The sequence below is a fragment of the Pararobbsia silviterrae genome, assembly GCF_003628125.1.
Classification (GTDB): domain Bacteria; phylum Pseudomonadota; class Gammaproteobacteria; order Burkholderiales; family Burkholderiaceae; genus Pararobbsia; species Pararobbsia silviterrae.
On record NZ_RBZU01000002.1, the window covers coordinates 550,214 to 575,231 of the forward strand.

Sequence of the window (25,018 nt, forward strand, 5' to 3'; positions counted from 1 at the left end):
GACGAACCTCGGCATCCCTATACTTTCGCTACATCAAAGGATCGAGCAATGGATAACGCTTTTATCGTGCGCTACGTCAAGCCGACGGACTTCGAATCGTGGCTGCCTCTATGGGACGGGTATAACGCATTTTACGAACGCGTCGGCGCGACGGCCCTTTCGCGCGAGATGACGGATCTGACCTGGCGGCGGTTCTTCGACGGATATGAACCGATGCACGCGATGGTGGCCGAACAGCACGACCAACTGGTGGGCCTGGTTCATTTCCTGTACCACCGACATACGACGATGGCCGGCACGATCTGCTATTTACAGGACCTCTTCACCGATGCGTCGCAGCGCGGCAAGGGAATAGGGCGCGCGCTGATCGAAGCGGTGTACGACGAGGCAAAAAAAGCAGGCGCCGAGCGTGTCTATTGGCAGACCCACGAGACCAACGCAAACGCGATGAGGCTCTACGACCAAGTCGCGACGAAATCGGGATTCCTGGTCTATCGACGAGCGCTGTCGTGACGATGGGCGCGTAAGCCGCGCGTCACGCGGATCTGCCGCGCGGCGCGCGAGAGGGGCACGGTCGACGCTAGCGCCCGCCGATCGCGCGTGCCGCTTCGATCGCGAGCGGCGCGAATCGCTTCGCAAAGGCTGACTTGGTCCAGTCCGAACACGAGCCGGCGATGTGTATGGCCCCAAGAGGCTGTCCGTCCCGGTCTGTCACGGCGCTCGCCAAGGCGAGTTCGCCAATCAAGCTTTCTTCTTCGGCAATCGCGAAGTTGCGAGTCCGCGCCTCCTCGATTTTCTCCTTGATCCGGTCGATGCGCGTTTCAGTTTTCGGGGTCAACGGTGTGAGCTGTGAGCGGCCCAGGATGTCATCGACGGTTGCGCTCGGAAGTTTCGAGAGCATGGCGCGACCGCCTGACGAACAGAACGTCGGAATCCGTCGACCGATGAGCGTCGCGTAATAGGTCTGCCGTTTCGACTGGCGACGCAGCGCGTAGACGATGTTCACGTCGTCGAACAGGCTGAGGTCGACCCGCTCCCCCGTCTCTTTCTGAAGCTCTTCGAGAATGGGCGTCGCCCGTTCGATCAGCGTCGAATTGCGCAAGAAATCGAAGGTCCGCGCAAGGATTTCCTTGCCCAGCACCAGACCGCGTCCGCCCTCCGCCTTCTCGAGATAACCCTTGGTCACGAGCGTGTGCGCGAGCCGCTGGCTCGCGCTTCGGTCCAAGCCGGTGAGCTCCGCGAGTTCCCCGAGACTCAGGGGGCCGCCTCTCATCGAGAACGCCTCGAGCAAGTCGAGTCCGCGGGCAAGCGACTGTACGTAGAGATTGTCCTTCGTTGCCAAGCATGCCTCCGCTATCCGCGAGGATTTTTACTAGTTGCAGGGGATTTTGAAAAATGACACCATACTCACCATCAATGCAACTGTATTGCTATTTAATACACCGGTCAAGTGCCTTTTTCCTGCCGCGGAGCGCGAACGCATCCGCCGAGCCGGAACATCGCGGCCGGATGAATCAGGTACGACATGCACGAAGAAGACTATACGGAGCACGATGGAATCGCGCTTTCCGAGCGGATTCGCAACGGTGACGTGACGGCGGCGGAGCTCTTGGAGTGCGCGATCGGATTGGCGGAGCGCCTGAACCCTCAGCTCAATGCGATCTGCTATCCGGAGTTCGACGCGACGCGTGAAGTCGCCGCGGCATGGGCGTCGAAAGGCGTTTTCCATGGGATCCCGTTTTTGCTCAAAGACTCCGGGCTTGCCTCGTCACGCTTTGAGTCGAAGCTCGGCTCCTCGCTGTTCGACAGCACGCGCTATGCGGCGAATGCCACGCTGGTTTCACGTTTCGAGGCTGCAGGGCTCATTCCTTTTGCGAGAACGACCGTCCCCGAACTCTGCATGGCGCCCACCACGGAAGCCCTGCGCAACGGCGGTCCGACTCGAAATCCGTATGACGCCTCGCGTTCCGCCGGTGGATCGAGCGGCGGCGCCGCGGCGAGTGTCGCGACCGGAATCGTCCCCATCGCGCATGGAAGCGATGGCGCCGGTTCGATTCGTATTCCTGCATCGTGCTGCGGCGTATTCGGCTTGAAGCCGTCTCGAGGCCGGGTCCCGATGGGACCGTACCGCGGTGAAGGTTGGGGCGGCTTGGCCGTCGACGGCGTCATCACGCGCACGGTTCGCGATACGGCACGAGCGCTGGATTCGGTAAGCGGCTTCGAGCCGGGCGCGCCGTACACCGCGCCGGCGCTCGAGCGTCCGCTCATGGCGGCGGTCGGGCGTGCTTTTGACAAGCCGCTTCGTATTTGCGTCTGGAAGGCGCCGTTGAATGCGATTCCGCTCGCTCCGGAATGCGCGGCGGCCGTCGATCGAACCGCCCGTCTCCTTTCGGAATTGGGGCATCACGTCGAATATCAGCCGGCGCCGGCGGATCTCGAATACGACGCGTTCGTCGCGGACCATATCCGGGTCCTGTCCGCAAATATCGTGCTGTCGGTGGACGCGCGACTCAAAGCATTGGGCCGAACGCTGGCGAACGATGACCTCGAACCGGCGATCCGTGACGGCTACGCGTTCGGCAAGACCGTCTCGGCTTCGCAATACGCGGCCGCCGTCGCGCGCTTCCACTGGATCGGTCGAAAGCTCGATGCGCCGTTCGATACGTGGGACATCGTGCTCACGCCGACGCTGAATCAGTTGCCTGCCACGCTCGGCGCGCTCGCCATGACCGGCACTTTCCAGTCCTTTCGCGAGAAGGTCGCGGCGTATTCGACGTATCTCGCGATCGTGAATGCGTCGGGGCAACCGGCGGCAAGCGTGCCGACCTATTGGACGCAGGACGGATTGCCTGTGGGTACTCAGATCATTGCCCGATATGGCCGCGAAGATTTACTCATTCAACTCGCGTCGCAACTGGAAGCTACAGGCACGTGGCAACCATCGAAACGACGTCCGATTCTCAACATCCGGCAAGACGACAAGACGAGAGCGTAACGATGGAAAACCGAATGACGACAGCGCCCGCTCGTGGAGCGGACGCCACGATGGAAAACGCGGCCTACGCAAAGATCACTTTGCGTCTGATCCCCTTGCTTTTTATTTGCTACGTCGCAGCCTATCTCGACCGCGTGAACGTCGGCTTTGCGAAGCTCCAGATGCTTTCGGATTTGCAGTTCAGCGAGACGGTTTACGGTCTTGGTGCGGGAATTTTCTTCATCGGCTATGCGGTATGCGAAGTGCCGAGCAACATCATGCTTCACAAAGTCGGTGCGCGAGTTTGGCTGTCGCGCATCATGCTGACCTGGGGCGTTCTCGCGGGGGCCATGATTTTCGTCAAGACACCGACGACGTTTTATATCCTTCGGCTGCTGCTGGGCATCGCCGAGGCCGGGTTTCTTCCGGGCGTCGTGCACTACTTGACGTATTGGTACCCGAGTGCAAAGCGCGGTCGCGTGGCGGCCATTTTCTTTACCGCGATTCCGGCATCCGGTCTCATCGGCGGACCGCTGTCCGGCTGGATCATGCAATCCTTGAGCGGCGCACACGGGTTCGCCGGCTGGCAGTGGATGTTTCTTGTCGAGGCCGTGCCCTCGATCGTTCTCGCGTTCGTCTTGTTCTTCAAGTTGCCGAATCGAATTGCCGACGCGAGCTGGCTGGACGCCGAGGAAAAGCATCTTCTCCAGAAGGCGATCGACGAAGATGAAGCGCAGAAGCAGCATGTCCCGATCGCTCGAATCTTTACGGACAAGCGTGTGCTGATTCTGATCGCCGTCTGCTATTGCCTTGCACTCGGCAACTACGGCATCAGTTTCTGGTTGCCTTCCATCATTAAAGCGACCGGTGTCAAGAGCATCCTCGAAACCGGTTTGCTGTCGGCCATCCCGTCGGCCGCGGCCATCGTTGGGATGGTGCTCCTCGGCCGCAGTGCGGACCGGACGCGGCAACGGAAATGGCATCTTGGCGCGGCAATGGCAATCGGCGGCCTCGGCATGTGGCTAAGCGTCGTATTCAGTTCGAACACGGCGCTGGCGCTGACCGCGCTCTCGATCGCATCGATCGGCGCATTTGCCGGCAACGCGCTGTTCTGGAGCTTGCCGACGGCGTTCCTCGCAGGAGCGGGCGCCGCCGCCGCCGTCGCGTTCATCAACTGTACGACGAGCACGGCGGGGTTTCTGAGCCCCTACCTGATCGGTTGGGTCAAAGATGCGACGGGCAGCACGGATGCCGCGATGCTCATTCTCGCCGGGTTCTACGCGTTGGGACTGCTCATCCTCGCTGTCTTCGTGCCGGCGCGCCTGGTAAACCGTTGACGGCGGGTCGCACGCGTTCTCTGCGCGCGCGAGTCATCGAGCGGATGATTGCTATAAACAAGGAGCCGAACCATGTCGCTGAAGCTACCCCAGGGAAAACGAATCGCGGTCAATATAGGCGTCGACTTCGATGCGCAGTCCGTGTGGATGACGTCTTTCGGCCTGACTTCGCCGGGCTATCTGTCGCGTGGGGAATACGGCGCCGTGGTCGCGGCGCCGAGACTGCTCGCGGAACTGAACCGCTTCGACATCAAGTCGACGTGGTTCACGCCCACGCACACCATGCAGACATTTCCGCGTCAGTTCGAGGAGGTTTTAAAGAATGGGCACGAAATCGGTGCCCATGGCTGCGTACACGAAAAAGTCGGTGGCCTGAGCGAGGAGGCTGAACGTGCGCTGATGGAGAAGCAGCTCGGTCTGCACCAGTCCATCATCGGCAAGCGTCCGCGAGGATACCGTTCACCCTCGTGGGACTTGACTGAAAACACGTTGACGATTTTGGAGGACCATGGATTCGAGTGGGATTCCTCGCTCATGGGCCGCGACTTCGAGCCTTACCGTCCGTGCAATGTCACGATACGCGAAGACGGCGGCAACATCTTCAGCGAGCCTAGCAAGAAGATTCTTGAAATGCCCGTGTCATGGCATCTCGACGATTTTCCTGTCATCGAGTACGTGCCACGCATGAACGCGGGAATGTCGCCGCCGGAAGTGGTCCTTCAGCGGTGGCTCGACCATTTCACCTACGCGTATGAAGAAGTCCGAAACGCGGCGGTGTTCTTTACCTTCCATCCTCAGTCGATCGGAAAAGCACCGTACATCATGATGCTGCGGCGGCTGCTTGAAAAAATTTCGTCGTATCAAGGCGTCTGGTTTGCGACGATGAGCGAGATTCACGACTGCTGGGAAGACTAGCGTATCGCAACGCGATGCGATGTCATCAAGGCAAGACGCGCTGACGGTGAGCGCGGTATTTGGGTTAGATGGCGCGATACGCCATCGCATTGGGGTCAGCGCAATGGGAAGGTTTCAAGGGCGTGTCGTCGCCATATCAGGTGCAGCCTCGGGCTTGGGTCGTGACATCGCCCAAGGCCTCGCGACGGAAGGGGCCGCGAAACTCTATTTGTTTGATGTCGACGCAAAAGGTCTGGCGGACACGGCCGGTTCGATTGCCGCGCCGACGGTCCAGCTGTGTTGTGACGTCGCGGATGAAACGAGCGTTTCGCGGGCGTGGCAGCAGGCGTCGGACATCGACGGTCTCGACGTCCTCCTGACGGCGGCCGGCACAATTGGCGCCGGAACGCCGATCGAAGCATGCAGCGTGGCGGAATGGGACCGGATATTCAACATCAACGTCCGCGGCACATTCTTGATGGTCAAGTATGCGTTGCCGCATCTCCGCAAAAACAAGGGGAATATCGTGACGTTCGGTTCGTCGGCGGGCTTGGCCGGAAGCGGGACGTTGCCGGCGTACTCGGCGTCCAAAGGCGCGGTCGCGATGTTCACGCGAAGTCTCGCGCTCGCTCACGCGAGCGACGGCATACGCGTGAATAGCGTATGTCCGGGCTCGATCGAAACACCGATGTTGCAAGCGACTTTCGACGCGGCCGGCAGTCCGGAGGCCGTCGCCGCGCGCAAGGCCGAATATCTGAAGCGATACCCGCTCGGAAGGTTCGGTGCCGCGCGTGAGGTCACGGATGCCGCGCTGTTTCTCGCGAGCGATCAAGCGTCGTACACGACCGGCGTATGTCTGCCTGTGGATGGAGGGCGTCTGGCATGAGCGAAATGACGAGTCGATTGGCGTTGGTGACAGGCGGGAATCAAGGGATCGGCCTCGCAACCGTGGAGCGATTGGTTCGCGACGGGTATCACGTGTTGGCGGTCGATGTCAGTGCCAGTCATCTTCAAGACCTGCCTGTCACGTGGTTGGAATTGGATCTCACCGCGAGCGATGCGCCGGCCACTATTGTGTCGAAGCTCACGACGCTTGCGCCGAAGCTCGATGTCCTCGTCAACAACGCCGGCATCGGTGGTTCAAAGCGTCTGGAAGACAGCGATGACGCGCTGATCGACCGCATTGTCGATGTCAATTTGCGTGCGGTGCTAAGGTTGACGCGGGATTGCATACCGCTCATGGCGAATCCGTCGGCCATCGTCAATGTCGCGTCCGTGTACGGCGAGACGGGTTTTCCCGGCTCCACGGCCTATGCCGTCGCCAAGGCGGGGATCTCTCAGTTCACGCGGCAACTGGCGTCTGAAATATCGCCGCGAGGTATTCGGGTGAATGCGGTCGCTCCGGGCCTGATACGCACACCGATGACCGAAGCCAGGCTCGAACGCGATGACGCGTACCGCAAGGCCATGCTTGATGCCACACCCCTGCGGCGAGTCGGTTTGCCGAAGGACGTGGCTTCGGTCATTTCGTTTCTTTGCGGCGACCAATCGGATTTCGTCAATGGACAGGTGATCGCCGTTGACGGTGGATGGTTGAGTTGCCGGTCGCTGTAGCGCGCCTTTCCACAGCGGCGGCTATATTTTTCAAGGGCTGCACGACTCCCTAAGACGACGACGCGTTCCCTTCATCAGCGTGCCGAGGAGGCTCGACGTCGCCGGCTCGATGCGCTCGCACCGCGTGATCGACGTACTGCGTCGATTGATCAGCGTGCGTGGAGTACCGCGAGATATTCGGTCGGACAACGGTCCCGATGCGTGAGTGCGCGACGACTTGACCGGGCTTGCGAGGAGCGCATCGAAACGGTCTTATCGATCCAGGCAAGCCGTGGCGGAACGGAGCGCGCTGCACCGATTCAAAGGCGCAGCTCACGTCGGCGGATACGCTTCAGCTTGGGCGTCGCTATGCCTTGGCCTTCGGACGACGAGAGGCCGGGAGATGCGCCGGCAGCGTGTTTGCCGCCTGTAGCCAAAATGCGAGCTCCGGGTTCCCCGGTTTCCCCGCCGCGGGAAAGTACTTGTCTTGCCACGCGTCATTGTCTTGGAGGCCCTGCCATGTGTCCTTTGTGCCGTGCTGCGCCAACAGATAACGCCACCGATAGTGGTCATAGACATCGAGCACGTGTACCGCGTAGGCCGAGGCGAGACTCACATTACCTTCGATGATGAGCAAGTTTTCGTCATTGGTGAATGAGGCCTTGTTCCCCAGATTGTGGCTCCCGACGATGACGGTGCAGCTTTCCGGGTCAAACGGGTCAATGACGACGATTTTGTCGTGAATGACGGCATGGCCCGCACTGAGCAACTCTTTCTCCCAGGTTCCGAAGGCGTCGTTGACACCGGTCGCGGGAATGACCTGGGCCGGGTCATCCGGCGTCGTGTGATTGTCGTGCAGGTCGATGACGAAGTTTCCGGCGCGAACGGCGTTTGTGAGCGCGCCACGGATGAATAGCTTCGGATTCGCCACCTGCGCGCTGGCTGCGGCGTCGATGATGCTGGGCTGACCGGGGTCATAGGCAAGGAACAGCACAGCCGAGTTTGCCTTCTCGATACGCGCGTAGACGTCTGCCATATCGACTGGCGTAACGGACTTGGCCTTGCTCTTTTGGGCCGTGTTCGGGGAAAACCAGGCGGTTCCTTTGCGCGCGCCGGGTACGTCGACGGAGTGCGGCTGCTGGTTCGCCGTTCGTAGCGCCTTGCTTTGCAGGGCGTGCGGGTCGCCTTGAGCCTCCACGGTATCTTTCTTCAGAGCCGTCCAATATTCGAGGTACTGGTTGGCGACCGAAGATGAGCGGACGATCATGCTGTTATTCGTTTGCGCACACAGTCCGGTGGGCGTCCAGTTTGTCGAGCCTGTGAGGACCGCAAGCGGGCCGTTGTTCGCGTCGGTCAGCAACATGAACTTGTTGTGGCCGATATGATTGCCGTCCGGAAACATCCGGTCGATGATGTCCACGCCGGATTGATGGAGCGCCTCGCGCGCAGGCGCGTTCTCCGTATCGATGTCGCCCGTCTTGCTGTCAAAAGTATTCGACAGAATCAGGTGCAACTGTTTGTTGCCAACGAGAGACGCTTCGAGCTGCGGGTCGGATAGCTCATAGAGCGCCCCATAGCACCGACCGCCTTTTGCCTTTGCTTCTACCAAGAGTGAGGGGAGGACATTGACCAGGTCACCCGCGAGCGCCTTGCGCAGGGAGTCGTTGGGGTTGGCGATGCGCTTTAGCAGCGTGCCGGATGCCGGCGTGCCATTACGACCGGACGGGAGTTCTCTGGACAACGCCTGGGTCGCGAGGATGCCGCGATTAAAGTAACAAGCGAGCGAAGCGGGCGCCTCGGCAGGTCCATGGTTCGCGTTCAAGCCTATCGGCTGCGAGAAGATGGGGTTCACGCCAGGAAGCGGCGTCAGATTAGGGCGTGCACCCGGTGCGAACGTGCCGCCCATGGGAACGATCTGATACACGAATGTTTGCCCGGGCGTCAGACCCTTCACAAAAAGGTCTTTCCAAAAGAATTTTTGAATGGGACTCTGAGCCGTTGTTTGACCGCCTTGCGCGCCATCGGGGTCGGAAGTGAATCCGGCCATCGCAGGAAGCGAATCGCCTTGAAGCTCGTGACTGGACGTATTGGCTTTGTCGGCTGCAATGCGTCGTATATCGAAGCCCACGCAACCCGGCAGTTTCTCGACGAACGTCCAGGCGATGAGGATGACATCGTTGTTAGAAAATGCGATGCACTTCGTGGTCATGTTTGTCTCCTTGCACGGGAGATGCACGCCGCATGCGCGGTGCGCATCGATGTGTCGGGTGTGTCGCGAGACTGAAACGACGTTGCGCCTGCAGGCAAGCTAAAAAATGATAGGACGACGCGTTGAACTATTTATGGCGGAAACAAGGTCGTTCGCACATCGTAAACCCGGGCCGATGATGGCGAGAAAGTCGGCACGCGTTAAAGGTGAAGTTAAAGGTGAAGTTAAAGGTGAACTTGATTCAACATCGCGCCTAGCGTGCGATGTTCGGTCGTGTGCTTTGCATGACGCATACGCTTGACGCTACCCCTCAATCCGACGGGGTCGGCTTCTCCGTGGTCTCGGCGCGAAGTCGGCCTGCCGCTGGCGAGCGATGCCGAGATTCGCGTCACCGAAACGACACGAACTCTTCATATAGTGTGCGCGACCGCGTCGAGTCGATTGCGGTCATTTTCTTTGATTCCGCGATTTGGTGCTGATCCATGACGGCCAAGAAGACCCCGATCAGAGTCGTCGTGCTGATCGTGTGGCTGCTGGCCTGGAACGCCTTGTTGGCGCTCGAGGCGCGGGCGCAGTCGATGAATCGACGTCAAGATGCACCACAAGATATGACAAGATTCGATATCGACGCGCAACCGCTTGACACGGCACTTGAGCAATACGGCGCAGCCTCCGGGCGCCCCGTGATCTTCGACTCGGCACTCGTCGCCGGCCGCGTGTCGACGAGCGTGCATGGTGTTTTCGGGCGCGAAGCGGCGCTCCAGTTGCTGCTCACGGGGACTGGATTGGCCGCGGACGCCATCACGACAGGGCAGGAAGGCGCGTTTGTGCTCAAGACCGCGCCAAATGTATCTGCCTCGAGCGCAGTATCCGGCGACGCGTCGGACGCCTCGGTCGACACGCGCGGTTACGATGGTCAGATTCAGTCTGCGATTCGTGATGCGTTGTGCTCGACCGCACTCGCCAAACCGGGCGACTACAGCACCGCGATCCGATTCGATATCGACGCCACGGGTCATATCGAGGCGCTGCGCTTGCTGCACAGCACGGGGAATCGAGACCGCGATTTGGCCATTCAAGTGGTACTCGGGCAGGTATCGATCGGAGAACCTCCACCGCCGGCGATGCCGCTGCCGATCTATATGGCCATCGTGCCGCACGGACCCGAATGTCCGGCGCAGCCTTGAGGCGGCGCGATCATGTCTGATAATGTGACGCCCGCGCTGCGGGAGTTTCTGGTTCAGCGGTACGACGATCTTAAGAGGCGGCTCACGCGGCATCTCGGCAACGCGGAACTCGCAAGCGATGCCTTGCAGGATGCTTGGCTGCGCCTCGAGAGTCGCGAGGACTTGGGACCCGTGCGAGACATGGGCGCGTACTTGATGCGAATCGCGGTCAATATCGCAATCGATCATCAGCGCAGCCGCAGCCGTGTGCTCAGCGCCGAGGAAATCGAGGGTCTACTCGAACATCCGGAGACGTCGCCAGGGCCTGCGCAAGTGGCCGAAGCGAGGTCGGATCTCGACGCGCTCGTCAAGATCATCCAGACCATGCCCGAACGACGGCAGAGAATCTTGTTGATGGTACGTTGGGAGCGCTTGCCGCAGCAGGAGGTGGCCGATCGGCTCGGCGTATCGTTGCGCACGGTCGAACAGGAGCTCCGCAAGGCTCACGACTTCTGCGCCACGCGGCTGAGCCGCAGCGCCGAGCCGTTGCGGAAAAAATAATGAAAATGTATGTGGATTGTGTCATCCGGGTTCGTCTATCCATCAAGAGTTGTGTCGTGCCGATTCACGCGGCTGTCTGCGGTGCGACGGCGTCTGTGTTTGGGATAAATCGATGACGGCAGGAGTCAATAAGGCTAGCGAGGATTCGGCACGGCTCGAGCGCGAGGCGCGAGCCTGGTTGCGTCGCTTGCGTACCACGACCGTGACTCAGGTCGATGCTGAGGCATTCAAGCGGTGGCGCGCGACAAGCGAGCGCCATGCGCACGCGTTTGTCGAGGCGCAACGCGCGTGGGACGATTTGAGTCCGGTGTTGTCGCGCTTGCATCAGTCCGCGCAACGTGAAGCGTCGCAACGCCCGAAGTCCGATGTTTCGCTTGCTCGACGCGCTTGGCTAGGCGGAGCGGTGTCGGCGGTTGCCGCCGCGGGCGCGGCGTTCGTATGGCCGCCCATGGGGCTGTGGCCGTCGGCGCACGAACGCGCCGCTGATTTCCGCACGGTAGCCGGTGAGCAACGTCAGATCGCGATGACCGATGCCGTCAACGTCGAGATGAATACGATGACGGCGGTGAGCCGGCAGACGGTGAACGGTGTGACGGTCGGCATCGAGCTCGTCAGCGGAGAAGCGGCGATCGACATACACGCGCAGACGGCCGGCTTTAGCGTGCTTTCGCAGGGCGCGAAGACGATTGCGTCGGCCGGTCGTTTCCAAGTTCGCCATACCGGTGACAAGACCTGCGTGAGCTGTGTGGCGGGTACGTTGGCGGTGTACCACCCGACGGGGAAGCGGGTGCTCGGTGCCGGGCAGATGCTGGAGTATGCGAGCGACGCAATCGGCACGGCCAAAGCGGTCGATGTGGCTGCGCTTTCCGCGTGGCGTAGTGGCGTGCTCGTGTTCCGGCGCACGCCGTTGAGCGAGGTGATCGCCGAGATCAATCGCTACCGTCCGGGCCGCGTCGTGTTAGTGAAACAAGATGTCGGCGCGCGTGAAATGAGCGGACGCTTCGATATTCGCTTGCTCGATGTCGTGCTCGAGCAAATTCAGCGCACCTACGATCTCGATGCGCGCCGATTACCTGGCGGCGTGTTGCTGCTCGGCTGACACGTGATGCGGGGCGATCCGGCCATGAATGCGTTGGATGCCCAGTGTGTCAAGTCGAATGCGCCCGCGATGGGTTTCTGGGTCGAGCACTCGCGCGATGCGGGAGGTGCTCCAGGGTCAGATGCCGCTCGCGAAATTGTGTCGGATACGCATACCGATTCGTCGCGGGGCCTTTGGGCGTGGGCTCTTCGCGGTACATGCCAGTCCGCGATTTCGGAGACCGTCAAAAAGTGTAGTGGATTTGCATGGCCTCACCCGTCTTACCGAAGAGCAGATTATCTATTCGGGGATTCGGAATGAGCGGTCGCGAACACAAGTCCACTAAGATCCATCGTTCGGCTCGGCAGGTTCCTCTGCCGCTTCGGCCGCTATGCCGTGCCATTGCCGTCATACTCGCAGCCGGCGCCGCGAGTGCTGCGCACGCCGCGGGTGTGGTCAATCTCGCGAATGTCGGCGCGCAGATCAGCACGGCGCGCGGTGCGGCGTCGTCGAGCGGGCTCGCCAATCTCGGCGTATCGCCCACGCAAGCGCTGGCGTCGAGTCAGCCGTCTATTCAGAATCTCGCGCACGCTGCACAGAGCATCGCGCAACAAATCGCCGCACAACAGGCCGCTGCGGCGGCAGGCACCGCATCGACGGTGCCGAACGGCCTCGCGGTCGGCGGCTTGCAGGTCGCACCGGGCATCACGTTCAACTCCGACGGCACGCCCACCGCGGCAAGCTCGAACTCGAGCAACTCGGTGGTCTGGATCAACGCGGACGCGCCGACGCAGACGAACAACGCGAACGGCACCGTCACCGTCAACGTGACACAAACGGGGCAGGACGCGATTCTGACGTGGCAGACGATGAACGTCGGCAAACAGACGACGCTCAACTTCAATCAATCCGCGGGCACGCAGAGCAACGGCACGAACAACTGGATCGTGCTGAACCGGATCATGGATCCGAACGGGCTGCCCAGTCAGATCCTCGGCGACGTCACCGCGCAAGGCACGGTGCTCGTCATCAATCGCAACGGGATTCTGTTCGGCGCGGGCTCGCAGATCAACGTGCACTCGCTGGTCGCGTCCTCGCTCGATCTGCTCAATTCGAACGACGACCTCGTGCAGACGAGCACGGACATCGCCACGAGCAACCAGTTGTTTCTGAACGGCGGGCTTGCCGAACTCGAGGCGGGCACCTCGTCGACCTCGGCGTCGGCGCTGGGCAATCCCACCGAGATCCTGGGCTTGGGCAATGTCGTCTCGGTCAGCTCGGCGAGTCAGTACACGGCGCCGGGCAATATCACGATCGAGCCGGGGGCGCTGATCAACACGGTGGCCGACGGCAGCGCGAGCAACGGCGGCTTCGTGCTGATCGCGGCGCCCAACGTGACCAACGAAGGGAGCATCACGGTCGCGGCCACGGGCCAGGTGGTGCTCGCGGCCGGCGTGGGGGTGAGCCTCATTCCGGAGTCGACCAATCCGCAGTTCCTGTTTCCCGAACTCACGGGCAAGGTCGAGGTGGGCACGGGCGTATCGGCGATCGATATCACGCCGGCCGGCACGCTGACCAACACCGGCATCGTGCAGGCCGAGCGGGGCGACATCAATCTGCTTGGCAGCAATGTGAATCAGGACGGTGTGGTGAGCGTCCTGACCAGCATCAATACGCCGGGCAATATCACGATCTCGACGACCGACGAGTACCTGGCCAACACGCCCGCCGACGTCGCGTATCCGGGGCAGAGCCTTGAGATTGAATCGACCACGGGCGGGGGCCTGCAAGCGGGCCGCGCCGGGGCGCTGATCTTCGGTCCGCAATCGCTCACGGCGGTGCTGCCCGACGAGGATGGCGAGACCGCCACGTCGTCCGGCACGACCTTCACCGCGGGCAGTGTCGATCTCACCGCGGGCTCGGTCTGGTTTCAATCGGGCTCGCTCGTCGAGGCTCCGGGCTCGACGGTATCGGTCACCGCACTCACGCCGACAAGCGCAAACGTGGTGGCGCCGCCGGGCGATACACTGGTGGCCGGGCGCATCTATGTCGACAGCGGCGCGATCATCGACGTGTCGGGCCTCGCGAACGTCGAGTTGCCGATGTCGGCGATCTTGCTCGACGTGGGCACGATCAACGAGAACGAACTCGCGGACTCGCCGCTGTTGCGCGACAGTTTCTTGAACGGTCTCACGGGCGTGGTGGTCGACAGCACGCTGACGGGTGTTACCGAAGACGGACTCGAATGGGTCGGCAGCCCGATTCTGAATCTCGAAGGCGCGGTGGCCTTGATGCCGCGCTCGATTGACCAGTTACTCACGAACGGCGGCACGATCACGCTGTCGGGCGCGCAGGTGATGACCGCCACGGGCTCCTCGCTCGATCTGAACGGCGGGTATATCCACTACCTCGGCGGCATGGTGGATACGACACGGCTGGTGGATGCCGACGGCGCCATCGTGCCGATCGGTGAGGCGAGCGCGCAAGACATCTATGTGGGCGTGGCGGGCGAATTCGTCGAGAGTCACCCGCGCTGGGGCGTGACGCTCGATTGGTCGAACCCGCTGCTCAACGGCGGGGTCTACGAGAGCGACTTCATCGTGGGGGGCAACGCCGGTACGCTGAACATCTACAGCACCGAGGCGGCCGTGCTCGACGGTTCGGTGAGCTCGCAGGCGTTCGGCGGCGAGAAGCAGGTCCAAGGCGACACACAGCCCACGGGCGGCACGTTCACGATGGGCGCGACAGACGCCGACGGCACCCTCGGACTGAGTCCGAGCAACACGGGCGAGACGGGGCTGGTGATCCTGCAGAACGCGGCGCCGCAACTGAACGATCTTGCCGGTGACCCCGCAACGGGCTTCAGCGCGACGACGCCGCTCGATACGGCGGCGCTGGGCGCACTGTCCTCGACGGACCCGAACAATGTGCTGGCCACCACGGTGGTGCCCGTCAACACGCTTAATAGCGCGGGATTCTCCAACGTCAGCGTGACGGAGGCCGCAACCGGCGGTACGGGCATCGTGGTGGCGCCCGGCACGCAACTTGTCGTGCAGCCGGGCGGCTCGATCAAGCTCGACAGCCCGGGCGCGCCCGTGACGGTGCTCGGAAGTCTGTTTGCACAAGGCGGCACGATCGCCATCACGGCGGGCGGCTCGGTGGGGGCAAACGATCTCGAAGTCGGTTCGGCTGCGGTGATCAGCGTGGCCGGCCAATGGGTGAACAACGATACGCAAGCGGTGCCGGGCAGCACCGCGGGCGACAGCGAATACATCAACGGCGGCAGTGTGTCGCTGGAGACGGAAACCGCCGGGCAGATCGATCTCGAGGCGGGGAGCCTGATCAATCTGGCGAGCGGGGGCGAGGTGCAAAGCAACGGACAGTTGCTGATGAGCAACGGCACGGTGGCGGGGTTGGGCGGCAGCCTCTCGCTCGTGACCAATGCGGGTCTGCCCACGCTTTACGAGAACGCGCAATCGGGCTCGCGCACGACGGCCACCGCCGCGCCGCCGGCGCCGCTGATCCAGATGGACGGCACGATCGACAGCTACGGCTTCGCGGGCGGCGGGACGTTGACGTTGCAAGACTGGGGCTTCCAGATCGGCGGTAGCGCCGCTGCGGCGCCGTCGTGGGACCTTGTGCTGCCGACGTCGTTCTTCTCGCAACAAGGCTTCGGCAAGTACGTGCTCAACGCGATCTACGACACCACGGTCGCGGCGGGCGCGGACGTCATCGTCACGCAGAAGAACCTGATTCCGATCACGCCGGCGCTGCTGCAAGCGGCCACGAACGCGGACATCACCGCGGGCGGACTCACGACGGTCGGCACGCTCGACGCCTGGTACCGTCAACCGACCGACCTGGTACTGACCGCGGGCAATTATCTGGTCTATCAAACGCAGGAGGCCCCGAGCGGTGCGACGGGCAGTGTGGTCGTGGGCGCGGGCGCGACCATCCGCACGGACGCGGGGGCGAGCGTCGGGCTGGGTTCGCCGGTGCAGGTCACGGTGCTCGGCTCGATCATCGCGCCGGGCGGCTCGATCACGCTGAGCGCCGACTCGACGAGTTCCACCTATGCGCTGCCCGGCGAATACCTCGAGAGCTACACGTCGTCGAGCAAATCGGTGTGGCTCGGCGCCGATGCCGTGCTCGATGTGGCGGGCGTCGCGCTCACCGACCCGGATGCCGCGCCGGTTCGCGAAGGCATCCAGACCATCGTGCCCGACACGGGCAAGGTCTTGTCGGGCGGCTCGATCACGATCTCGGACGACAGCGGCTATGTGATCGCGCAAGCCGGCGCGGTGCTCGACGTATCGGGCGCCGTGGCGAGCTTCGACGAACTGCAGGCCAACGGCCATTATGCGGCGCAGCCGGTCTGGAGCAATGCCGGCTCGATCACGATCGGCGCGACCAACGGCCTGTACTTCGACGCGACGCTCGAGGCGCAGCCGGGGGCTTCGCAAGGACAGGGCGGGACGTTGACGCTGCTGCCGGAGCAGAGCTATGTGCAGGCCGTGGAGGTGGCCGGTGGCGGCACCGCGTATTCGGTGCCCGCAAGCGTGATCCTGCTGCAGCAAAGCGGCGATCTCGTACCGGTGGGTCTTGCGCCGGGCGAGGCGATCAGCAGCGCGCCCACCGGTGTGCTGCAGTTCGCCGTGGACCGTCTGACGGGCTCGGGTATCGCGAACCTGGTCATCGGCGGCGACGTGGGCAGCTCGACTGAACCGAGCTCGGTCCCGGTGGCGTTGGCGGGCAACGTCAACGTGACGCTGCCCGGTGCGATCGACATCACGACCGGGCAACTGGTCGCCCTCAATGCGACACAAGTGCAGTCGCTGTTGACGACCGCGGCGCCCGCGCCGAGCACGGGGGGCAGCTCTGTCCTGTCGAGCTTGCTCGCGAGCGAACCGAGCACGCAGGTCGGCGCGGCCGACCCGGTGACGGAGGTGGGCACGACGGCGACGCTCAGCGCGCCGTACGTGGCGATCGTCGGACCGTACGTGAGCACGTCGCAGATGACGCCGGTGGAGGCCGCGGGCGACGCGACACTGAACATCAACGCGTCGTTCATCGATCTGGTCAATCAAGTCCAGCTCGATAACTTCGGACAAGCCACCTTCACGAGCCGGGGCGACATCCGTCTGAGCTCGACCAATGCCTCACTGGTCGGCGGCAGCGATGCCTTGATGGATGGCGAGCTGTTCTCGAGCGGCAATCTGACATTTGCCGCTGCCGATCTCTATCCGTCGACGGGCTCCACGTTCGTGCTCGACGCGGTGGGGCCGAGCGCGACCACCATCACCTTCGAGAGCACCGGGACCTCGGGCGTGCCGCTCTCGGCAGGCGGCACGCTGCTCGTCGATGCGAGCACGATCACGCAAGACGGGACGGTGCGCGCGCCTGCGGGCAGCCTGATCTTCGGTGTGGGCGATGCGACCAATGCGGCCACGCTGACGCAGTTCAACAGCCTTCCGCTGGTCGACACGCAGACCGTGACGTTCGGCGCGGGAAGCTTGAGCTCGGTGTCGCTCGACGGCGCGATCGTGCCGTACGGCACGACCCTGGACGGCGTCGAGTGGCAGTTCAATCCGGTGCCCGGCGCCAGCCCCGCGCCGGATGTGACCGCGCCGCCGCAGAAATACATCGGCGTGAACGCGACGAGCGTCGCGCTGAACTCGGGCGCCACGATCGACCTGTCGGGCGGCGGCGATCTGCAAGCCGAAGAGTGGGTGCCGGGCACGGGCGGCACGCGCAACGTGCTGTCGCAGTACACCGTGAGTTATGCGAACACGTCCACCGGCACGGCGGTGCCGACCAACGTCGGCGCAACCGACGTCTACGCGATCCTGCCGGGCGCGCAAAACCCGGTGTCGGCCTACGACCCCGTGTTCGCCCAGACGACGCAACCCTCGACGAGCGCGAGCGGCGCGGCGTCGACGACGACCGTCGGCATCGGCGTGGGCAAGTCCGCGCTCGACACGGCGGTGGGCGAGTCGGTCTATCTGTCGGGCGTGCCGGGGCTGCCGGCGGGCTACTACACGCTGCTGCCGGCGGACTATGCCACGCTGCCGGGCGCGTTTCGCGTCACCGTGTCGAGTGCGGCGGGCGCCGTGGTCCCCGGCTCGAGCGAAACGCTGCCCGATGGCACCGTGGTCGTGGCGGGGTATTTCGGCAACGCATTGACGGGCAGCCGCAGTGCGACGCCGACGCTGTTCGATGTGCAGTCGGGCGCGGTCTGGCAGCAGTATTCGGCGTACACCTTGACGAGCGCGAACGCGTTCTTCCCGGCGTTCGCGGCAGGCGCGGGCACGGTGACGCCGCCGCTGCCGCAGGACGGCGGTCAGCTCGTGCTGGCCGCCGGGCAGACGCTGACACTCGGCGCGAGCTTGAACATGGCGGCCGCCGCGGGCGGCGCGCCGGCCGAGGTCGATATCGCTTCGCAGGACATACAGATCGTGGGCAACGGCGGTGCGGGTGAAGCGGCGCTGCCCGGCTATCTGCAGATCAGCGCGGACCAACTCGATGCGCTGAACGCCGGCAGTCTCCTGATCGGCGGCACGCGCACGCAGACGAGCAGCGGCATCACGATCGATGCGATCGCCAACAGTGTCGTGGTGTCCAATGACGCAGCCGATCCGCTCACCGGGCCGGAGATCATTCTGGTGACGACGAGCGGCTCGAGCACCGACCCGAACGCGGCCACCGGGCTGCGTGTGGATCCGGGCAGCGTGATCACGGCGCAAGGCAGTTATCCGGCGGCCAAGGACGAGCCGATCACGATCGGCCAGAACGCGAGCACCACGACGGCAAACGGCGTGACCACGACGACCCCGGCGATTTCGGGCGACGGCGCGCTGCTCGAAGTCTCGAACGGCGGCGTCTCGGTGGTCACACGACTCGACACGACTGGCACGGGGGTGCTGAGCGTGGCGGCGGGCGCGACGCTCAACGGCGGTCAGACGCTCACGCTGGATTCGTCGGGCAGCCTGAGCTTCGATCCGGCCGCGAACCTGTCGGCCAACACGATTGCGGTGGATGGTTCGGCCATCACCTTCACGAACCAGACGGGCGCGGCGGCAGCGGCCCTGCCGGGCTTCGTCGTCGGAGCCACGCAACTCGCGCAGCTCGCCGCGGCCAAGGATTTGATCCTGCGCAGCGCGGGCGTGATGACCTTCGACGGTACCCTCACGCTGAGCTTTGCGAACGATGTCGAACTGAGTGCGGGTGAGTTCGCGAGCACCGGCGGCGCGGTGACGATCGACGCACCGGTGGTGGCCTTCACCAACGATATGGGCGCACCGGTGCCCACGGGCGTGGCGGGCACGGGCACGCTGACGGTCAACGCGGGCGAGATCGATCTGGGCACCGGAAATCGCACGCTATCGGGCTTCGGTTCGGCGAGCTTCAACGCCACGGGTGGCGTGGTGGGCGAGGGGAGCGGCACGTTCGACTTCGGCGCGCTGCCCGTCACCTTCAATGCACCGGTGTATCTGGCCGATACGGGCTCGGCCCAGACCGTCGAGACCACCGGCACGCTGACGCTCAACAGCGCGACGGGAACGCCGCTTGCCTTGAGTGCGCAGGGCGGCGCCATCAGCTTCAAGGGCGGCACGCTCGACGACAACGGCGCGACCATCGAAGCCGCGGCGGGCAACGTCAGTCTGGAGGCCACGACAGGAGACCTGACGATCGGCAACGGCTCGCTGATCAGCTCGGCGGGTATTGCGTTGCCGTTCTTCGACATTACGGAGTACGCGCCCGGCGGCGCGATCTCGCTCACCGCCGATGCGGGCACAGTGAACGTCGAGCAGGGCGCGACGCTGGACTTCGCGGGTGCCGCGGACGGTGGCGCGGCAGGTAGCCTGTCGTTGTCGGCGACCAGCGGGACGGTCACGCTCGCGGGCACGATCAACGGCCGGGCCGCGAGCGGCTTCCTCGGGGGTTCGTTCTCGCTCGACACGGGCGGTGCGGTCGATCTCGACAGTCTTGCGAGCGAGCTGGCCGCGGGCGGCGTGAACAACGCGATCACGGTGCAGACGGGCACCGGCAATCTGATGCTGTCGGCGGGCAATACGCTCACGGGGCGCAGCGTGACGCTGACCGCCAACGGAGGCGCGGGCAGCGCGGCCGATACGGCCAACGGCAATGTGATCATCGACGGCACGATCAATGCGAACGGCGTGGCCACGGCTGCCGGCGGCGAAGAGGGCGGCACGATCAATCTGTACGGCACGAGCGGTGTCGATCTCGAAGGCACGCTGCTGGCCGAGGGCTCGGATGCCTATCTGAGCAACGGTGCCGTGAATGCAAGCTCGACGGAGCTCGGCGGCACGGTCAACATCGGCACCTCGGGTACGGCGACGGTCGGCTCGTATAACGCGCAGTACGGCTATGAGAATGTGGCGCTGGCCAACTCCGGGCAGATCAAGCTCGGGGCCGATGCGAAGATCGACGTGTCCGGGGGCGGGGTGTTGACGCTTGCCTCGGACGGGCTCGAAGGCGGCGTCGTGAACTTGCGTGCGCCGTTGTTGAGCGATGGTGCGACGACGGGCGAGTACGCCGACGTCGTGATCGGGCTGACCGGTGCGGGCAGCGGCATTGTCGGCGCACGCGCGGTGAATCTGGATGCGTATGCGGTCTGGAGCACGACGGACAGCACGACGGGGGCGCAGCATTTCGATGGCATCGTCGATCCGGCCGGCTGGTATCAGGCGGCGGGTCCCAACGGCACGCCGCAACTGGTGGCGGGGACCTTTACCGACCAGAGCGGCAACACCATCACGTACACGCCCGGCACCTACGACGCCGCGACGGGGACGTGGACGACGGCGACGCTGTCCAATGCGCCGGGTGCGACGTGGGCGCAGATCAAGGCCGATCTCGCCAGCGACTTGGAGAACGACTACTTCACGCCGACGAGCGCCAATACGGACCACGAGAGCTTCTATGGCTACGTGGACGGCGATGCGACGGCCGGTGTGCCGGGCACGCTGATGAGCTTCGTGGAGAATGGCGAGGTGGGCGTGGCGGCACAGTTCGCCAACACCGGCATCGCGCACTTCAACGTGGTGCCGGCCATCGATCTGGACAACCCGAGCGCATCGATCAACGACGGCAATATCTCGATCGTCACGAACTGGAACCTGGGTGCGGGGACCTCCGCCACCGATCTGGCTTATCGCTTCGACGGGCAGGCGCCGGTCATCACCTTCCGCGCCGAGAACAATGTAGAGGTCGATGCGAGTCTGACCGACGGGTTCTTCCAGATCGCCAATCCGACCGGATCCGGAACTTCGATTGCGGTGCCGAATGACTCCACCTATGCGGCTCAGGATGCGCTGCTGACAACGCCCGGCACCACCGGATACAACGTGGGCGGGTATTACTTGAAATACGGGTATCCCTCTCCGATTGCGGCGCCTGCCAACCTGACGGCCGGTAGCGCGGCGGAAATCGGCCAGTATTACGGCCTATACAGCGCCTATCTCGACTATCTGCTGCAGCCCGTAGATAGCGTCGAAAAGGCGATTGCACCGTCAAACGGCAGCGTGGTGGCAGTCCTCGATACCCCTTTTAGCGGGACCAACCTCCATACCTGGACGTCGCTTCCGACGGCGGCGGGTCAACCGACGTTGACGGTGGCGTATCCGACCGGTGCGAGTGCGGACAATCCGACGGCCTATCTTCAGTATCTGGCCGCCTATAGCGGGTATCTCGACAGCGAAATCAATTTCTATCTCTCGACCGGCGTGAAGCCGAATCTGGTCTGGGTGCAGCCGCCGCCCGCGACACTTGACTCGACCGTCTTGACCCCGGGGTCATCCATCGTGGTCAGCGCGCCGCAAACGGATAACACACCGTCACCTGTGGCGGTTGCGGGCAACGGTCTGCCTTTGCTATCGGCGTCCCTGACAGGCGGCAGCAGTTCGACGTTCAATTTGGTCGCGGGCGCGAACCTGTCGAGTGCCAATCCGTTGGCACTGCAGGCAAGTGAATTGTTCTCGTCGTCGGCACAGACGCCGAACGCCGGCGGAGGGAGCGTGACGCTCGACGGTCACTTCGCCTACGACAATGCGAATAACCCGAACAGCCCGAACAGTCTCACGCTGCTTGCCCCGACGATGATACGCACGGGTACGGGGTCGATCAGTATTGACGCTGCGAATGACGTCACGATGCTCGATTCGACCGCGCCCGCGGTGATCTACACCGCGGGCGAGCCGGCTTCCGGCACGGAGGCCGGCGGTACGGCAACGATACTCGCAGGCTCGGCGGCGAGCGGTGTGCCGGATATTTTCGTCTCACCCACCGTCAGTCCCGAGGCGGCCGGCAACATTTCGATCACCGCGCAGAACAACATCACGGGCATCGAAAACGTCGTCGACACGACGGGCGCCGTGACGGGCGTGGCGGGCGCCAACGACAGCCAGTTCTGGTGGCAGTGGATGGAAACCGGCAACGTGAGCGGCCCGGTCGGCGTGAACGGCGCCACCCAGATCGTGCAGACGTCGATCAACTTCGGTGCGTTCGATCAGGGCGTCATGAGCGTGGGCGGCAACGTCTCGGTCAGCGCCGGCGGCAACATCACGGATCTTGCGGTTTCGCTGCCCACGACGTGGTATTTGACCAATGCATCGACGAGTACCCCCACCGTCAATACCGTGGGCGCGGGCAACCTCACGGTGACTGCGGGCGGCAACATTCTGAGCGGCGATTACTTCGTCGCGAACGGCACGGGCACGATCACGGCCGGCGGTCTGATCGGCTCGGACGGTCTTGTCTACACGACTGTCAGCGCACAGGCCTTGAGCGAATCGGATGTCAATCCGAACGTCCCCTTGAGCGCGCCGGTTTCCACGTTGCTGGCCGTCCAGAACGGCGTGCTGGATGTGAGTGCGCGGCAGGGCGCCAACATCGGCGCGGTCGTCGATCCGTCGTATGTCTCCGATAGCGCGCTGGCCGCTACCTATCACGTTTCGCCCGATGCACAAGGATATTCGACGAGCTCCGCGGTCAACGTGTCGGCCACGACGGGGGATGTCGATCTTGGCACGTTGAGCGCGATCGCATTGATCGGCGGCGGTGGAATCGGCGACAACTCGGCGGTGCTGCCCGCGACGGTCAATCTCGCGGCCTTGTCGGGCGGGATCGCCGTGACCTCCGCCGGGATCCTATCGCCGTCTCCGACGGGGAACTTGAGTCTGATCGCCGATCAGTCGATCAACCTGAGCGGATCGGGGGCGATCGGTCTGTCCGACGAAGATCCGGCAGACATGCCTTCGCCGCTCAATCCGACCGTGTCGTCGATCAATCCCAATGTGGGCGTCGTCGATGCGCTGGGCGATACGGCCGCGGGCGCTCACGCGGCGAGTGCCTTGCACGCCGACGACACGGTCCCCGTGCGTATCTACAGTCTCACCGGCAATATCGTCGACGGTGCGCTTCAACCGGCGGGCTCGGGCGTCGATTCGGGCTTCTACGCCAATCTGCTCGACGTGGTGGTCGACAAACCCGCGTTTATCGAGGCGGGCGGCAACATCATCAACCTCGCATTCGAGGGGCAGAATCTGCGCGCCGACGACGTGACGCGCATCGTTGCCGGGAACGATATCGAAGACACGCCGTTGCCGTACGACGCATCGAACGTCGCGAGCCTGGTGCTCGGCGGACCGGGCACATTCGATATCGAGGCCGGCCACAACATCGGGCCGCTCACGAGCCAACTCGAGGTCTATTACTCGGGGATCTTCGCGAGCAATACGGGCATCGAGGCGGTGGGTAACTTCAACAACCCGAACCTGCCGCATCAGAGCGCGAGTATCGACGTGCTGTTCGGCGTGGCGCCGGGCATCGACGATGCGAGCTTCATCGCCACGTATATCGATCCGGCCAGCGTCACCGCGCAGAGTCAGGGTACGACCTCGGCGCTGATTGCGTTCATGGAGCAGTACGACGCGGGGCAGGGCGTCGATACAGGATTGACCGCGCAGACGCCCGCGTCGAAGCCCTTGAGCTCCGCTCAGGCATGGACCCAGTTCCAAGCGTTGCCGTCGTATGTTCAGCAACTGTTTGTCGAACAAGTCTTCTTCGGCATCCTGACCGATGTCGGAAACGGTTATAACAATCCGTCGAGCTCGTACTATCACCAGTACGCTGCGGGCTATCAGGCGATCAATACCTTGTTCCCCGCGTCGCTGAGCTATACGGCGAACAGTCTGGGCGGCGGTACCAACGGCGCAAGCCAACTGGTGGACACGGGGAATCTCGACATCCGCAGCACGACGATCCAGACCCAGCAAGGCGGCAGTATTTCGATCCTGGGGCCGGGTGGAGAGGCGCTGGTCGGCAGTTCTTCGGCGCCGCCAGCGATCGTCTCCGGAGGGCAGGTTGAAGCGGGACCGGGCACGCAGGGGATCTTGACGCTCGAACAGGGCGATATCGACATCTTTACCGATCAGAGTCTGCTGCTTGCGCAGAGCCGCGTGTTTACCGAGCAAGGCGGCAACATCACGATCTGGAGCTCCAACGGTAACGTCAATGCAGGGGAAGGGGCGACGAGCGTGGCCAACGTGCCGCCGCCCGAATACGTCTGCGATCCGAACCATTTCTGTACGCTCGATGCAAAGGGTGAAGTCACCGGAGCCGGTATCGCGACATTGCAGACGATTCCGTCGGCGCCGACCGGCGATGCGAACATCCTGGCGCCCCGAGGTACCGTGGACGCCGGTGCGGCCGGCATTCGCGTGTCGGGCAACCTGAACGTCGCCGCGCTGCAGGTCTTGAACGCGGCCAACATCCAGGTTCAGGGCAAGTCCACGGGTGTGCCTATCGCGGCGGTTGTCGACACGGGGGCACTGACGGCCGCCAGCGCGGCCACCTCGGCGGTGACGCAAATGGCGCAGAACCTGGTGAGGAGCAATGCCAACGGGGTCGCTTCGCAGCGTCACTGGTCCATCACGGTTCAGGTCGAAGGTTTCGGCGATGACAGCGGCGACGGAACCGACGCAAGGAAAAAGAAGCCCAAGTCTGACGCCGTTGGATATAACCCCGACAGCTCACTTCAGGTCTTTGCCCACGGAAGTCTGAATGACCAGCAACTGGCGCGTCTCGCCGAACTCACGCATCTGAGCGACGCGGAGCAACAGAGCATCCGCCAGCACTGAAGACGCGTCTCGGCGCCTTGCGTCGAATGCACCGAACTCGCGA

12 protein-coding genes and 1 pseudogene are annotated in these 25,018 nt (G+C 63.4%); 11 read left to right on the plus strand and 2 right to left on the minus strand.

Annotated features, from left to right (window positions below; genetic code table 11):
- Positions 1 to 48 precede the first annotated feature (48 nt).
- A complete protein-coding gene (locus D7S86_RS07760) occupies positions 49 to 513 on the plus strand; it encodes a GNAT family N-acetyltransferase (protein ID WP_121085156.1) in 465 nt (154 codons plus the stop codon).
- 67 nt (positions 514 to 580) lie between these two features.
- Here D7S86_RS07760 and D7S86_RS07765 read toward each other — a convergent pair whose 3' ends face one another.
- On the minus strand, positions 581 to 1,342 hold the full coding sequence (locus tag D7S86_RS07765; protein WP_121085158.1) for an IclR family transcriptional regulator: 762 nt from the start codon (positions 1,340 to 1,342) through the stop codon (positions 581 to 583).
- Positions 1,343 to 1,525: 183 nt separating this feature from the next.
- Here D7S86_RS07765 and D7S86_RS07770 point away from each other — a divergent pair, with 183 nt between their 5' ends.
- The 5 genes from D7S86_RS07770 (at position 1,526) to D7S86_RS07790 (ending at position 6,819) form a co-directional block, all read left to right on the plus strand.
- Positions 1,526 to 2,995, plus strand: coding sequence for an amidase (locus tag D7S86_RS07770; RefSeq protein WP_121085160.1), 1,470 nt, complete (start codon positions 1,526 to 1,528; stop codon positions 2,993 to 2,995).
- 14 nt (positions 2,996 to 3,009) lie between these two features.
- Complete coding sequence (locus D7S86_RS07775; RefSeq protein WP_121085162.1) at positions 3,010 to 4,311, plus strand: MFS transporter; 1,302 nt, start codon at positions 3,010 to 3,012, stop codon at positions 4,309 to 4,311.
- A 72-nt stretch (positions 4,312 to 4,383) separates the two neighbouring features.
- Positions 4,384 to 5,226 (plus strand): polysaccharide deacetylase family protein, encoded by an 843-nt coding sequence (locus D7S86_RS07780; protein ID WP_121085164.1) that lies wholly within the window; start codon positions 4,384 to 4,386, stop codon positions 5,224 to 5,226.
- A gap of 103 nt (positions 5,227 to 5,329) precedes the next feature.
- Entirely contained in the window at positions 5,330 to 6,091 is a 762-nt protein-coding gene (locus tag D7S86_RS07785; protein WP_121085166.1) for an SDR family NAD(P)-dependent oxidoreductase, read from the plus strand.
- Complete coding sequence (locus tag D7S86_RS07790; protein ID WP_240648033.1) at positions 6,088 to 6,819, plus strand: SDR family NAD(P)-dependent oxidoreductase; 732 nt, start codon at positions 6,088 to 6,090, stop codon at positions 6,817 to 6,819. Before D7S86_RS07785 ends, D7S86_RS07790 begins: the two co-directional genes overlap by 4 nt.
- A gap of 346 nt (positions 6,820 to 7,165) precedes the next feature.
- Here D7S86_RS07790 and D7S86_RS07795 read toward each other — a convergent pair whose 3' ends face one another.
- Positions 7,166 to 9,007: a phospholipase D-like domain-containing protein gene (locus D7S86_RS07795; RefSeq protein ID WP_147432253.1), complete on the minus strand. Its 1,842-nt coding sequence runs from the start codon at positions 9,005 to 9,007 to the stop codon at positions 7,166 to 7,168.
- Positions 9,008 to 9,489: 482 nt separating this feature from the next.
- Here D7S86_RS07795 and D7S86_RS07800 point away from each other — a divergent pair, with 482 nt between their 5' ends.
- The 5 genes and pseudogenes from D7S86_RS07800 to D7S86_RS07815 all read left to right on the plus strand — a co-directional run bounded on the left by D7S86_RS07800 (position 9,490) and on the right by D7S86_RS07815 (position 24,975).
- Entirely contained in the window at positions 9,490 to 10,194 is a 705-nt protein-coding gene (locus tag D7S86_RS07800) for a TonB C-terminal domain-containing protein (protein ID WP_121085172.1), read from the plus strand.
- 24 nt (positions 10,195 to 10,218) lie between these two features.
- Positions 10,219 to 10,734: an RNA polymerase sigma factor gene (locus tag D7S86_RS07805; protein ID WP_240648034.1), complete on the plus strand. Its 516-nt coding sequence runs from the start codon at positions 10,219 to 10,221 to the stop codon at positions 10,732 to 10,734.
- A 112-nt stretch (positions 10,735 to 10,846) separates the two neighbouring features.
- Positions 10,847 to 11,008: pseudogene (locus tag D7S86_RS30620) on the plus strand (FecR/PupR family sigma factor regulator); the annotation flags it as partial.
- Between the two features lie 174 nt (positions 11,009 to 11,182).
- On the plus strand, positions 11,183 to 11,833 hold the full coding sequence (locus tag D7S86_RS07810) for a FecR family protein (RefSeq protein WP_240648035.1): 651 nt from the start codon (positions 11,183 to 11,185) through the stop codon (positions 11,831 to 11,833).
- A 431-nt stretch (positions 11,834 to 12,264) separates the two neighbouring features.
- Positions 12,265 to 24,975, plus strand: a complete 12,711-nt coding sequence (locus D7S86_RS07815; protein WP_240648036.1) for a filamentous haemagglutinin family protein — start codon at positions 12,265 to 12,267, stop codon at positions 24,973 to 24,975.
- Positions 24,976 to 25,018: the final 43 nt, after the last annotated feature.

Excerpts from the sequence above, each read along its gene's own strand:
- D7S86_RS07760 (WP_121085156.1), top strand. The coding sequence starts at position 49 with ATGGATAACGCTTTTATCGTGCGCTACGTCAAGCCGACGGACTTCGAA.
- D7S86_RS07770 (WP_121085160.1), top strand. The coding sequence starts at position 1,526 with ATGCACGAAGAAGACTATACGGAGCACGATGGAATCGCGCTTTCCGAG.
- D7S86_RS07775 (WP_121085162.1), top strand. The coding sequence starts at position 3,010 with ATGACGACAGCGCCCGCTCGTGGAGCGGACGCCACGATGGAAAACGCG.
- D7S86_RS07780 (WP_121085164.1), top strand. The coding sequence starts at position 4,384 with ATGTCGCTGAAGCTACCCCAGGGAAAACGAATCGCGGTCAATATAGGC.
- D7S86_RS07785 (WP_121085166.1), top strand. The coding sequence starts at position 5,330 with ATGGGAAGGTTTCAAGGGCGTGTCGTCGCCATATCAGGTGCAGCCTCG.
- D7S86_RS07790 (WP_240648033.1), top strand. The coding sequence starts at position 6,088 with ATGAGCGAAATGACGAGTCGATTGGCGTTGGTGACAGGCGGGAATCAA.
- D7S86_RS07795 (WP_147432253.1), bottom strand. The coding sequence starts at position 9,007 with ATGACCACGAAGTGCATCGCATTTTCTAACAACGATGTCATCCTCATC.
- D7S86_RS07800 (WP_121085172.1), top strand. The coding sequence starts at position 9,490 with ATGACGGCCAAGAAGACCCCGATCAGAGTCGTCGTGCTGATCGTGTGG.
- D7S86_RS07810 (WP_240648035.1), top strand. The coding sequence starts at position 11,183 with ATGGGGCTGTGGCCGTCGGCGCACGAACGCGCCGCTGATTTCCGCACG.